This window comes from Rahnella sp. PD12R (genome assembly GCF_019200965.1).
Lineage (GTDB): Bacteria > Pseudomonadota > Gammaproteobacteria > Enterobacterales > Enterobacteriaceae > Rahnella > Rahnella laticis.
This window is the reverse complement of sequence record NZ_JAHTMS010000002.1, coordinates 336452-349787: the sequence shown is the minus strand read 5'-3', so window position 1 is coordinate 349787 and position 13336 is coordinate 336452. Positions and strand designations below refer to the sequence as shown.

The 13336-nt window shown below is 56.9% G+C and carries 12 protein-coding genes; 3 read left to right on the top strand and 9 right to left on the bottom strand.

Translation table 11 applies throughout. The features are described from left to right. Positions 1-66: 66 nt before the first annotated feature. Both KWG64_RS05550 and dapF read right to left on the bottom strand, forming a co-directional pair. Positions 67-1446, bottom strand: a complete 1380-nt coding sequence (locus KWG64_RS05550) for an aromatic acid/H+ symport family MFS transporter (RefSeq protein ID WP_218521179.1) — start codon at positions 1444-1446, stop codon at positions 67-69. Positions 1447-1771: 325 nt separating this feature from the next. Further along, a complete protein-coding gene (gene dapF / locus KWG64_RS05545) occupies positions 1772-2611 on the bottom strand; it encodes a diaminopimelate epimerase (protein WP_370628603.1) in 840 nt (279 codons plus the stop codon). 192 nt (positions 2612-2803) lie between these two features. Between dapF and KWG64_RS05540 the strand changes: the two genes are divergently transcribed. Beyond that, positions 2804-3382 (top strand): GNAT family N-acetyltransferase, encoded by a 579-nt coding sequence (locus tag KWG64_RS05540; RefSeq protein ID WP_218521178.1) that lies wholly within the window; start codon positions 2804-2806, stop codon positions 3380-3382. A gap of 38 nt (positions 3383-3420) precedes the next feature. Here KWG64_RS05540 and KWG64_RS05535 read toward each other — a convergent pair whose 3' ends face one another. The 3 genes from KWG64_RS05535 to KWG64_RS05525 form a co-directional block, all read right to left on the bottom strand. After that, positions 3421-4950, bottom strand: coding sequence for an MFS transporter (locus KWG64_RS05535; protein WP_218521177.1), 1530 nt, complete (start codon positions 4948-4950; stop codon positions 3421-3423). A 300-nt stretch (positions 4951-5250) separates the two neighbouring features. After that, complete coding sequence (locus KWG64_RS05530; RefSeq protein ID WP_218521176.1) at positions 5251-6135, bottom strand: MurR/RpiR family transcriptional regulator; 885 nt, start codon at positions 6133-6135, stop codon at positions 5251-5253. A gap of 102 nt (positions 6136-6237) precedes the next feature. Further along, a complete protein-coding gene (locus KWG64_RS05525) occupies positions 6238-7110 on the bottom strand; it encodes an N-acetylmannosamine kinase (RefSeq protein ID WP_218521175.1) in 873 nt (290 codons plus the stop codon). 142 nt (positions 7111-7252) lie between these two features. On the opposite strand from KWG64_RS05525, the gene KWG64_RS05520 reads away from it, so the two are divergent. Both KWG64_RS05520 and KWG64_RS05515 read left to right on the top strand, forming a co-directional pair. Beyond that, positions 7253-7969, top strand: a complete 717-nt coding sequence (locus tag KWG64_RS05520; RefSeq protein ID WP_218521174.1) for an N-acetylmannosamine-6-phosphate 2-epimerase — start codon at positions 7253-7255, stop codon at positions 7967-7969. 44 nt (positions 7970-8013) lie between these two features. After that, positions 8014-8904 carry a dihydrodipicolinate synthase family protein gene (locus tag KWG64_RS05515; RefSeq protein ID WP_218521173.1) on the top strand — a complete coding sequence of 297 codons (891 nt, stop codon included), beginning with the start codon at positions 8014-8016 and terminating at the stop codon, positions 8902-8904. A 61-nt stretch (positions 8905-8965) separates the two neighbouring features. On the opposite strand, the gene KWG64_RS05510 is transcribed toward KWG64_RS05515, so the two are convergent. From KWG64_RS05510 to KWG64_RS05495, 4 genes are read right to left on the bottom strand one after another with little or no spacing between them, the layout of a single operon-like run. Further along, entirely contained in the window at positions 8966-9895 is a 930-nt protein-coding gene (locus tag KWG64_RS05510) for an ROK family protein (protein WP_218521172.1), read from the bottom strand. Further along, on the bottom strand, positions 9892-10758 hold the full coding sequence (locus tag KWG64_RS05505; protein ID WP_218521171.1) for an ABC transporter permease: 867 nt from the start codon (positions 10756-10758) through the stop codon (positions 9892-9894). The genes KWG64_RS05510 and KWG64_RS05505 overlap by 4 nt, the downstream gene beginning before the upstream one ends. Further along, the gene (locus KWG64_RS05500) at positions 10758-11678 is read right to left on the bottom strand and encodes an ABC transporter permease (protein ID WP_218521170.1); all 921 of its coding nucleotides are present in this window, start codon (positions 11676-11678) and stop codon (positions 10758-10760) included. The genes KWG64_RS05505 and KWG64_RS05500 overlap by 1 nt, the downstream gene beginning before the upstream one ends. 27 nt (positions 11679-11705) lie before the next feature. Next, complete coding sequence (locus KWG64_RS05495; RefSeq protein WP_101076924.1) at positions 11706-13250, bottom strand: ABC transporter substrate-binding protein; 1545 nt, start codon at positions 13248-13250, stop codon at positions 11706-11708. Positions 13251-13336 lie beyond the last annotated feature (86 nt).

Sequence of the window (13336 nt, the reverse complement as noted above, 5' to 3'; positions counted from 1 at the left end):
GTAATCGCAACGCAGCCGCTGCGTCAGTGTATTTATGTTTCTAATTATCAGGAGGCTAACGCAAGGTTAGCGGATGTTCATGGTGCGCGACAACTCCGGGATGTCAGTAATATCAACGCCTTTGATCATCTCGGCCGGGTGTGCCGCGCGGTGCAAAAGAATACTCAGGCCGGCCAGCAGGGCAGGCAACGCCAGAATAATGAAGATCATGTTCTCGCCGGAGAAAACCCCCAGCAGGATGCCGCCCATAGACGAGCTGATAATGGCGCCGCTGCGGCCAATGCCGTGCATCCAGCAGACGCCGGTGGCCCGCATTTCGGTCGGGTAGAAGGCCGGGGAAAACGCCTGAAGCCCGGTCTGTGCGCCGTTAATACACACGCCGCTGATGAAGACCAGAAGCGCCAGCACGTCCGGGCCGAAGTTGCCGATACCCTGCGACAGCAGGCTTACCATGCCCATGATGTAGAAACCGGCGATGACGCGTTTCGCGGTGAATTTGTCCATCAGACCGCCAACCATCAGGCCGCCGAAGGTGCCCCCGAGCTGGAATAAACCGGCGACGATGGCGGCGCGTTCCAGCGAGAAACCGCCGTTACGCATAATGGTTGGCAGCCAGCCGTTGAGCAGGTAAATCACGAACAACCCCATGAAATACGTGACCCACAGGACAACCGTGCCTTTGGCGTAACCGTTGGTGAACAACTGGAAGACTTTGGCTTTTTTCTGAATCACCGGCGCCTTGAGGACGAATTTAGTTTCCGCGCTGAACAGGCCACCGGCGCGGGTCAGTACTTTGGCGATCTTCTCTTTCGCAACGTTGCGCACCACCATGTACATCGCCGATTCCGGCAGGATCCACATCAGCAATGGCAGCATCAGCAGCGGCACAATGCCGCCTGCGAAGATCACTGCTTTCCAGCCAAAATGCGGTAACAAACCGGCGGCGACAAAGCCACCGGCACCGGAGCCGACGTTAAAGCCGCTGTACATCACGGTGATCATCAGGCTGCGGCGGCGCTCAGGCATATATTCCGAGACCAGCGTGACGGTGTTGGGCATGACCGCGCCTAAACCGAGGCCGGTGAGAAAGCGCAAAATGGCCATTTCCATCGGCGTGCGGGCGAAAGTGCTCAGCAGGCTGAACAGGGCGAAGCAGAGAATGGACCACATCAGGACGCGTTTTCGCCCGAACCGGTCGGCGTTTGGCCCGGCAATCAGTGCGCCGATGGCGACGCCGAACATGGCGGCACCCAGGATCGGCCCCATTTCCGCACGGCTGATGCCCCAGTCTTCAATCAGCGCCGGGGCGATAAAACCCATCACCGCCGCGTCGTAGCCGTCGAACATAATGATGATGAAACACAGCCCCAGAACCACCCATTGATATTTTGATATCGGGCGTTCGTCTATCCACGTTTTAACATCCACGATGGTGTTGTTGCTCATAGGGTACGCTCTCTGTTTTTTTTATTAATATGTGATCGGATTAAAACTTTGAAAAAATACTCACTGACTTCCGGAGCACACCGGCGCGCCGTGATGGGGTTTTATTAAGATTATTTTATTTATTAAACAATGAGTTGGTTATTCATTGTGGTGCTTCCTGATAACCAACTTAGGGGCTGGAAAGCGCGCTGTCTGCCATAAAATCATTATGCAGGTATGAGTTTTGTTTATCACGACGGGTAACCGAATAACGGCAGGCTGGCTGCCGTCGGGGGAGGTTAATGTGAAAATGAAAAGAGAGCGGGGAGAAAAGGGCGGAGGAAATTTATTCCGACATGTCCCAAAAGCAGTCGTCATCGAGCGTGACGGAGGCGATTTTTTGCACCGGTCCGCGCATGCTGACCTGAAAATCACCGCTGAAGCTTATCGCCAGTGTGCCGCCCGGCATATGCACCGTGACGTTGTCGTCCACGTGTCCGAGTTTGCGCATGGCGCTGGCGGCGGCGCAACTGCTGCTGCCGGATGCCAGCGTGTAACCGGCCCCGCGTTCCCAGATCCCGATGCTGATATTGTTGCGGTCCGTCACTTCAACAAACTGTACGTTGGTGCGTTTCGGGAAAATCGCCAGCGTTTCTATTTCTGCGCCCAGTTGTCTGACTAAATCCAGGTCGAGCTTTTTCACCAATATCACGCAATGCGGATTGCCCATCGACACCAGTGTGGCGCTGAGCTGATGCCCGCCGACGACCAGCGGTAACGCCAGCGCGTCGTCGCCTTCGATGTTCGCCGGTAACGCCGACGGCGAAAATTTTGCCTGCCCCATATCCACAATCACCTGATGCGCGCCTTCGGTGACTTCGCAACGCACCTGACCGCCCAGCGTATTCACCAGAAACGGCGCATGCCCGACGCGGCCAATATCAAACAGATAACGGGCGTAAATGCGCAGGCCGTTGCCGCTTTTCTCCGCCTCGGATCCGTCGGGATTGATGATGCGCAATGTCGGGATTTCTGCGTCATCGATGTCGATCAGTAATCCGTCAGAACCGATGCCGTAATGGCGGTCACAGATGCGCTGAATTTGCTGATTTGTCAGCAGGCTGGCGACGCTGTGGTGGCAGACCAGATAATCGTTACCCAGCCCGTGATAGCGGTGAAAAAGCATGTTTGTGATCCCAATATATTCATCATTGATATGAATACATGTAATGGGAAAACGGCGGTTTGTCAGCTTTATTTTGACGGGATTTACCACGCGGATTTCCGGGCTGATGAGTTCACGAATGTAAAATTCGCGCCGCGTGTGGTAATAAACACTTTCGCCGGTTATTCCGCGAGCCACAACAAGGAGTTATTCATGGAAATCTTTACCGTTCCGGTGGCCTTTCCGCCACTGAAAATCGTGACTCCCCGCCTGACGCTGCGGCAGTGGCGCGACAGCGATGCCGATCCGTTTGCCGAAATGAATGCTGACCCGCGGGTGATGGAGTTTTTTCCGTCCACAATGACCCGTGAAAAAAGCGACGAGATGCTCACCCGTTGCCGGGATTTGATTGCAGTGCGCGGCTGGGGGATCTGGGCGGTTGAGCTGCGTGACACCGGTGAGTTTATCGGTTTTGTTGGCCTGCATACGCCCGGTTATGATTTGCCGTTTACGCCGTGTGTGGAAATCGGCTGGCGGCTTCGTGCTGACGTGTGGGGAAAAGGCTATTGCAGCGAGGCGGCGCATGCAGCGCTGAATGCCGGATTTGAACAGCCCGGGCTGGATGAAATCGTGGCCTTTACAGCCCTGCCGAATGTGCGTTCGCAGGCGGTGATGAAGAAAATGGGGATGACGTGTGATATCAGTGAAAACTTCAATCATCCGGCGGTGGAGAAGGGAAACTGGCTTGAGGAGCATTGCCTGTACCGGCTTAAACGCGGGAATTTGGCATAAAGAAAAGGGCCTGAGCGGCCCTTTTGCTGTCTGCCGGTTTAACTGCGCGCGCATCCCGGTTTCTGAAACGCCGGTTTTACCCCCGCTGCGCCGCTGAAGGGCTGGCCGTCGATGGCGTCGTGCGTTCTCAGGCCGGAAGGGCGGATCCAACGCTGTACCCGGGAAGGCATATCAAAACCAATCAGCAAAATAACGACAAACGTCAGGCTGAATGACAGCGAACCCAGCGCAGTGCCGAGGCTGAGATGCTGAGAAATCGACGCGCCCAGTATCGGTGCCAGTGCGCCGCCCAGCGCACCGACGTTATAGGTGAAACCCAGACCGGCCGCGCGCTGTTCGGTATCAAAATATCCGCCGAGCAGTTTAGGCAGTAAACCCGCAATGCCCTGACCGAGCATTTGCTGTAAGAACAGCAGCCCGCCGAGGAAAAGCATGTCCGAACCTTTGATGGCGAACAGCGGAATAATCAGCAACTGAGAAATCAGCAGGCTGGTGACGTAGGCTTTGCGTGTGCCCAGCCAGTCGCCGAGGAAGCCGCCGACGCAACAGCCGACCGCCGCGCCGAACCCGCTGAAGAACAGGACGTTGCCGACGGTATGCGGGTCATAACCCAGATCTATTTTCAGGTATGTCGGTAACAATGCCTGGATCGGCCACGAATACAGAAAGGCGCAAAACACCACCAGCATCAGCATCACACCGGTCGGCCAGCGTTCGCCGCTGGTTTGCACCATGAAGCAGATGAAAATGGCGGCGCAGGCAATGCCGAGCACGGCGATGAAAGGCGCAGACACCATGCCGGTGAAACAGGCGTACAGCGCGGCGGCGGCAAAAAGAGTCAGCCCGATGTTGAGATAACTGAGGCGGCTGCGATAGAGAATATCGACCATATTGCGGTCACTGGGCTGTTTGCTTTGCTGGTTTTGGCGCTGAGATTCTTTCCAGTCTTCGGCTTCGGGCAGATTTTTACGCAGCCACAGCGCGAAAACGATCGGCAGTAATCCGATGTAAAACAGCATCCGCCAGCCGAAAGCCGGAACGATGTAGCTGTATGCCTGCGCCGCCAGCACGGCACCGATAGAGAAGCCCGAAATCAGAAATCCGCTGGCTTTGTTACGCATGTTTTTCGGCCAGCTTTCCATCACATACGTTGAGCTGGAGCCGTACTCGCCCGCCATGCCGATGCCGATAATCAGGCGCGCGATAAATAATGTGGTGTAACCCGGAGCCAGCCCGCAGGCCAGCGTGCCGCAGGAAAACAGGACGATGCTGGTGATCATCGCCAGCTTGCGGCCATACCGGTCGCCCATCGCGCCGAGCACTAATCCGCCAAACCAGCGGGAGATGAAGGCGGCGGAAATCAGGCTGCTGGCCTGTAAAAGCGTCAGGCCGAACTCCTGTTTAATGTCCGTCAGCACCAGCGTGATAATCACAAAATCAAACCCGTCCAGGGCGTAACCGACCCAGGCGGCGGCGAAGGCTTTCCATTGCGCAGGTGACAATTGTTTGTACCAGCGGGGCGCTTTTGTCTCTGGCCTGTCAGCATGAGGTCGTAATGAATTGCTCATATCGTCGCTCTCTCCACATCCCGTCGGTCACGGGCAAAATTGTTGTCAGGGGTCGCTCATCGTCTCTGTTTTTGTCTTCTGGTCGTTTCGTGTTTTGCTCCAAGTGAAATGTCAATTAGGAGTAAAACTCCACTTGAGTGTATTCGATCGCTCCGGCATTTCAATCACGGACTGAGAAAAGTGTGATAAAGAAGGTGAAATGCTGAACAGGGAAAGATAAGCAGCAGGATGGAGAGGTCAGAAGGCGCGCTGAAAAAGGATCAGCGCGATGAAAGCCTGAAAATGCGGCAGGAAATGGTTTTAGCGGGTGCCGTGCTGGCTGATGGCCTGCGTGGTTTTACGTTTGGTTTGCTCCGCCTGCACCGGATCGGCTTTCACCAGCAGCGCGTAAATCAGGTCGAGAACGAACAGTTGTGCGATTTTGGTGCCGATGGAGTCGCCCTGCAACTGACCCTGCTTGTTGCCGTTAATCAGCACGTAATCGGCCATGTCGGTGATGGGAGAACCGACATTGTGAGTCAGCGCGACGGTGGTCGCTCCGGCTTCTTTCGCCAGTTTCAGCGCATGCACCGTTTCGGCGGAGGTGCCGGAATGGCTGATGCCGATGGCGACATCGCCGGGCTTCATCAGCGAAGCCTGCATGTACATGAAATGGTTGTTGGTCGCCGCGTCAACGCGCAGCCCGATACGCATGAGCTTGCTTTTGGCGTCTTCAGCGGTGATGCCGGAAGAGCCCAGCCCGAAAATACAAATCCGGTCAGCGGGGCGCATCAGTTTCACCACCTGTTCGACGTTTTCCATCGACAGCAGATTGATAGTTTCGGTCAGCACGTTATTGATGGCCGACTGCAGTCTTCCGGCAATCGCCTGCGGGCTGTCGGCGTCCTGAACATCGGCGTCCAGCAGGCTTTCTTCAGGATCCGGACGCGTCGCCACTTCGATCGCCAGATCCATTTTGAAATCCTGAAAACCTTTGTAACCCAGCGTGCGGCAGAAACGAATAATCGTGGCTTCACCGGCCTGCGTGAGGGTGGAAAGTTCAGCGAGGGAAAGTTGCGTGACTTTGGAAGGTTCGGCCTGAATATAAACCGCAATGCGCTGCGCGGAGCGGGTCAGGCTGTTTTGCATCGCCCCCAGAGCATCAAGAATTTTACCTGGTTTGAAATGTTGAGCACCCGTTTTCACGTGGACACCTCGGGGGAAAAAGTGACAGAAACAATGATTTAACCGGTGCACATCATTACATAGTTGGCTGATTCCGTGAAGCCTGATTACCGCCGCGCAGGGCTACAGCGTGGCTCTGGCCCATAACGCTGCGCCGATTAAACCGCTGTCTTGCCGGTGATGCGCCGGAAGCAGCGCAACCCGGTAAATCGCCGGTAACTGGTTAAGCGCATGCGCCACTTTTTCCCGATACCCTTCCGCCAGCCCGACGCTGCCGCCCATTATGACGACGTCCAGATCCAGCGAAATATGCATGTCTGCCAGCATTGACGCAACGGCGGCCGCTGAACGGCCGATCACCCGTTGCGCCTCGCTGTTCCCCGCGCGGGCGCGTTCGAAAACCTGTTCCGCGCCCAGCGGACTGGCATTCTCCATCATCGCATGGCCGATGGCGGTGCCCGATGCGACGCTTTCGACACAACCGCGACGCCCGCAGCCGCAAAGTCCGCCTTGCGGATCAAACGCGGTATGGCCGATGTGCCCGGCCAGTCCGTTGCGGCCGGTTAATAATTTTCTGTTCCAGATAATTCCGCCGCCCACGCCGGTTGAGACGGTGACAAACAGCGCGTTATCGCAGGTTTCCTTCACGGTCTGATATTCCGCCCACGCCGCGGCCTGTCCGTCATTGAGCACGACATTCGGTAAATCCGCTACGGCGCGGATGCAGTCCTGCAAAGGAAACCCCGCCAGCCCGCCGAGATTCGCCGGGTTCAGCGCGGTCAGCCGCCCCTGGCTGATAATGCCGGTCGAGGCGACGGCAATCAGATCCACCCGGTTACGCCACGGCGTAATCAGTTTTTCCAGCGCGCCGGCTAACCCGGCGGCATCACCGCGGGGCGTGGCGATCTGCTGACGTTCCGACAGCGTGCCGTCTTCCGCCACAATGGCCGCTGCAATTTTTGTCCCGCCAATATCCAGTGCTAACGCGTTTCCCATCTGAGTTTTCCTCACAAAACTGAATGCCGGTCACTAACATGAAGCGGTAACGGCGATTTGCGCCATTGCGCCCTGAGAACAAAAGATCTACCATGATTGGAGTTATACTTCATTTAAAATTTAATATTGGAGTTTTAGGTTCATGGTAAAGATAAACGTGCGCAACATGAATGATCTCCTGACCCGGCTTGCCCGCGGGCTGATCGTTTCCTGCCAGCCAGTGCCCGGCAGTGCCATGGACAAACCGGAAATCGTCGCCGCGATGGCGTGCGCAGCGCTCGACGGCGGGGCGGTGGCGCTGCGTATTGAAGGCATCCGCAACATTGAAGCGGTGCGCCGGGCAACGGATGCACCGGTTATCGGCATTATTAAACGCGACCTGCCGGATTCTGACGTGCGGATCACGCCGTGGCTGGAAGACGTGGACGCGCTGAGCGCCGCCGGAGCCGACATTATTGCTTTTGACGTCACACAGCGTTTTCGCCCCGTGCCGGCTGAGGCGTTGTATCAGCGCGCCCGCGAAGCCGGGTGCCTGACAATGGCCGACGCATCATGCCTCGAAGATGGCCTGCTGTCGCAAAAACTGGGCTGTGATTTTATCGGCACAACGCTCTCGGGCTATACCCAAACGCCGGTGCCCGAAACGCCGGATATCGCGCTGGTCCGCGCACTGGCGCAGGCCGGATGCAGGGTGATTGCCGAAGGCCGTTACAACTCCCCCGCGCTGGCCGCTGAAGTGATGGCGGCGGGCGCTTACGCCGTTACCGTCGGATCTGCCGTGACGCGTATCGAACATATTTGCGGCTGGTTTTGTGAGGCCATTGCGCAAAACGAAAAGAACAAACTGACCGGTTTCTGAAAAAACGGACTGATTCCCTTAACTTCCCATTGATGAGAAAGCACATGAAAAAATTAACAGGTCTGATTGCTGCTCCACACACGCCGTTTGATGCGCAGGGTGAGGTGAATTTTCCGGTCATCGATCAGATAGCGGAACATCTGGTGAACGATGGCGTTAAGGGCGTTTACGTCTGCGGAACTACCGGTGAAGGCATTCACTGTTCAGTTGAAGAACGTAAAAAAATCGCCGAACGCTGGGTGAAAGCCGCGCAGGGCAAATTAAGCATTACGCTGCACACCGGTGCACTTAGTATTAAAGATGCGGTGGAATTATCGCGCCACGCCGAAACGCTGGATATTTTTGCCACGTCGGTTATCGGGCCGTGCTTCTTTAAACCGGCAAACGTGGATGACCTGATTGATTACTGCCAGGCGATAGCGTCGGCGGCACCGTCAAAAGGTTTCTATTATTACCATTCCGGCATGTCTGGCGTGAATCTGGATATGGAACAGTTCCTGATCAAGGGCGAATCCAAAATCCCGAACCTGTCCGGTATTAAATTCAACAGCGCAGATTTGTATGAATTCCAGCGCTGCCAGCGCGTCAGCGGCGGTAAATTCGATATTCCGTTTGGCGTCGACGAACATCTGCCCGGCGGTCTGGCCGTCGGTGCCACCGGCGCAGTCGGCAGCACCTATAACTACGCCGCGCCGCTGTTCCATAAAATCATTGATGACTTTAACGCCGGGAATCAGACCGCCGTCCGTCAGGGCATGGATCGCGTTGTGGCGCTGATCCGCGTACTGGTGGAATTCGGTGGCGTCGCCGCAGGCAAAGCCGCGATGAAACTGCACGGCATCGACGCCGGCAACCCGCGCCTTCCGCTGCGCGCACTGACCGGGGAACAAAAACGAACCGTCGAAAACCGCATGCGTGATGCATTAGGTTTATAGCCCGGGAGTTCGTTGCTAAACCCCCTCCCAACCTCCCCCTTCGCAGGGGGAGGAGCAAAAACTATCCTTCTATTCTCCCCATCACCGATGCCCCTACCAGCCCGCCAGCTGTCAGAAATTTCCCCGGTACCAGCAGTGTCTCCGCATAATTATGTAAAACTCCTTTACGCACCGTCTGATCCAGCGCCGCCATCAGCGCCGTTGCAGACGCCAGGCCGCCGCCCGCGACAATCCGTGAAGGGCCGAGAATATTCACCAGCAGCGCCAGCGGTTCGGATACGATTTGCAGCCAGGCGTTTACCGTCAGCCCGCAGGCCGCATTACCGTCTTGCCAGCCGCTGACGATCTCCAGGCTGGTTTTATCCTGCTGATGGAAATGCTTATGCAGGCGTTCAAGGCCGCGCGCGGCACCCAGCATATCGAGGCAACCGGTCTGACCGCAGCCGCATTTGAGACGCGGAACCGCATAGGTTTCGCCGTCAATGATGACTTCGGTGCGCGTGATGGCGCCGTGTCCCCATTCACCGGTGACGCCACCGTGGCCGCGAACCAGATGGCCGTTAATGACCACGCCGCCACCGACGCCGGTACCCAGAATAATCGCCACAACCACCGCATGATTTTGCGCGTTTCCGGCATGGGCTTCGGCCAGTGCAAAACAGTCGGCGTCGTTGGCGGCGGTAACCGGGCGGTTCAGCGCCGCGCTCAGATCTTTTGCCAGTGAACGTCCGGTAAAGGCCGGAATGTTGGTCGCCAGCAGTTCGCCGGTTTGCGGAGAAACCAGCCCGGCGGTGGAGATCGCCAGCGGGGCAGACGCGGGTAAATCACCGCCAAACTGTGTGATGAAGTTTTGCATCGCCGCCACGAAATCATCCCACGACGAAACGGGTGTCGGTACTTTGCCGCATTCTTCCACTTCGCCGGAAGCGCGTGAAACGCCAAACTTAATAAATGAACCGCCGATATCGGCGCAGAAAACCGCAGAACTCATGAGCGTGTGTCCAGTAAGTCGCGCAGCCCGTCGCCCAGTACGTTAAAACCAAGCACGGTCAGCATAATGGCCAGACCCGGGAACAGCGAAAGGTAAATATTAATGCCGAGGAAGTTACGGCCATCGCTCATCATGGTACCCCATTCCGGCATCGGCGGCTGCACGCCCAGACCCAGAAATGAGAGGCTGGCGGCAGCGAGAATAACGGTGCCCGCCGTCAGCGTCGATTGCACAATGATCGGGCCGATGGCGTTGCGCAGAATGTAATGGACGATAATCCGGTAATTCGACAAGCCGAGCGCCTGCGCGGCTTCGACATATTCCATCTGCTTTAAACCGAGCGTGAGGTTACGGCTCAGACGCGCATAGACCGGGATCGCAAACAGGGAAATGGCGATCAGTAAGTTAACCAGCCCGCCGCCGAGAATGCTGACCACCAGAATCGCCAGCACGATGCCCGGAAACGCAAACAGCATGTCCATAAACCACATGATGATCATGTCGGTATAACGACCGGCCATACCGGCAATAATCCCCAGCGGAATGCCGATAATCATCGCCAGTCCGACGCTCAGCACCACTTCGACAATGGAAATCCGGGCACCGTAAATGACGCGGGCAAAGATATCGCGGCCATAATCGTCGGTGCCAAACCAGTGTTCAGCGTTTGGCGCGAGCAGGGTATCAATCAGATCCTGTGCATAAGGATCGTGGCGGGCGATCAGCGGCGCGAATAACCCCATCAGAACGATCAGGCCGACAATCAGGCCGCCGAGCGTCACCGCAGGATGACGCCAGCACCAGCGAAACAACCTCAGCGTGCGCGGTTTGCGACGGGGTAATTGCGTGATAATGGCAGACATTAGTCGAACCTTATTTTTGGATTCAGGAAGGCTATCAGTAATTCACCGAGCAGGTTCATCACCACCACGCCGCAAACGGCCACCAGCGCGACGCCCTGGATCACCGGATAATCACGATAGCGCACGGAATCGACCAGCAGCCGGCCAATACCCGGCCAGTTGAAGACGGATTCCGTGACCACCGCGCCGCCAATCAGACTGCCGAAATTGAGCGCCACAATGGTGACAATCGGGATCAGTGCGTTGCGAAAGGCGTGGCTGCAATAAACCGTGGTGGCGGATAACCCTTTGGCGCGCGCGGTGCGGATGTAATCTTCCGACAAGACGTCGAGCATGCTCGAACGCGTCATGCGTGCCATCACGGCCATCGGTAAAACCGCCAGCGTGACCGAGGGCAAAATGTAGCTTTTCCACGACGTCGCGCCGAGCAGCGGCAGCCAGCCGAGATTCACCGAAAAGGTATTCATTGCCATCAGCCCGAGCCAGAAGTTGGCGATGGACGCACCGGCAATCGCCAGCAGCATCACGCCAAAATCCGGCCAGCGGTTGCGGTAAATCGCGCCTATCATGCCCGCCGGAACGCCAATCGCTACCGCCAGAAAATATGACAGCACGGCGAGCATCAGGGTGTACGGCATACGCTCGCCGATTTCCTGCGTCACCGGTTGTTGCGACTGCAACGAGACGCCGAGATTGCCGTGCAGCACGTTACCGGCAAAATGCAGATATTGCGTGACCAGCGGCTGATCCAGTCCGAGGCGCACGCGCATGGCGTCCACCGCTTCCTGTGTGGCTTCAGGCCCGGCCATCAGGCGTGCCGGATCGCCCGGCAGCGCACGGATGGACACAAAAATCAGCATCGAAACCCCGATCAGGATGATCGGGAAAGCGATTAGCTTTTTGGCAAGATAGGCTTTCATCACTCTTTTCCACCGTAAATGACGCTGTTATTTTTTCTGTGCGTCTTTGACCACGATCTGACCGCCCGGAATCATCGTCACGCCGGAAATCCCGGTGCCGGTGGCGTACAAATCATTCTGGTAATACAGCAAGACCTGCGGCGCCTGCTGGTTGATTTCTTTCTGCGCCTCGACGTAAATCGCGTTGCGGGTATTTTCATCCAGCGTTGACGCGGCTTTATCTAACATTTCATCGAGTTTCGGATCGTTAAAGAAGCCGAGGTTTGCGCCGCCGGGTGCGAAGCTTTTGCTGTAATACAGCGGACGAAGTTGCAGGTCTGCGCCGTTCGCGCCGGAAGACCATGACGCCAGAATTGCGCCGGTGTTATCGGCTTTTTTTCCGGCCTGATCGGCAAACGCGGCTTTGGTCCACACGCCGCTTTCCATAATGCGCACGTCCAGTTTCACGCCAATTTTCGCCCACATGCTTTGCAGCACCTGGCCGATCCGCGCGTCCTGACCTTGTACCGCAATCGACATGCTGAATCCGTCGGCGACACCGGCTTCTTTTAACAGCGCTTTGGCTTTGGCGAGATCCAGCGGATACGGGTTCAGCGTTTTGTCATAACCGGCGGTAACCGGTGCCAGCGGGGAATTCGCCGGTTGCGCGAAGCCGGACATGATGGCGCGCACCAGCCCGTCGCGGTCGGTGGCGTAGTTCAGCGCCTGACGGACGCGAACGTCGCTAAGCGGTTTGAGATCGGTGTTGAGCGCGACCCAGAACACGGCGGCACCCGGGCTTTCATGCAGGCTGAATTTCGGATTGTTTTTCAGCACGCGGGCGAACTGCGGCGGCACCGGGTTGATGACGTCGGTTTCACCGGCCTGCAACGCCATGTTCATGACTGACGGTTCGGCGCTCCACGTCCATTTGATGTCGTCCGGCCCGGCGGCTTTATCGCCCCAGTAGCCCGGATATTTTTCTTCCAGCACGAATTCGCCGGTTTTGTATTGCACCATTTTGTACGGGCCGGTGCCGACGGCTTTGCTGTCGAGCGTGCCGGTTTTATCCGCCGCCGGGCTGACCATCAGACACGCGCCGGTGGTGAGTAAATTGAGGAAGGCCGGATACGGTTTTTTCAGTTTGAAGACAACGGTGGATTCGTCGGTTTTGGTCACGCTGTCGAGGAAGGTGCGAAGACGTCCGCTGGCGGCCAGCCCGCGTTTGGTGTCGAGATGGCGGGCAAAGTTGGCGACTACGGCGTCGGCGTTAAACGGCGTGCCGTCGTGGAATGTCACACCGCTGCGCAGTTTGAATGTCCAGACCAGACCGCTTTCATCGCTGCTCCATGAGGTGGCGAGCGCGGCTTCCGGTTTCAGCTGAGGCGACATGCGCAGCAGACCTTCGTACATCGGGTCCAGTACCGTGCCGGTAAACGTGGCGGTCTGGTTGCCCGGATCCATGCTGCGCGGCGCTTCGTTTTGCATCACGTTCAGCGTGGCGGCGAAAACCGGCAACGAAAACGCGGCGAGAAGGGCGCTGCTTAGCAGTGATAACTGCACGGGACGCCGGATGTAACGGGTAATCTTCATGTTCTGCCCTCTGCGTGAAAAATCGGATTAAGTGGTTCTGGCTACGTCGTTTTATTGCGTTATTCGACAGATCTCATTACAAGACA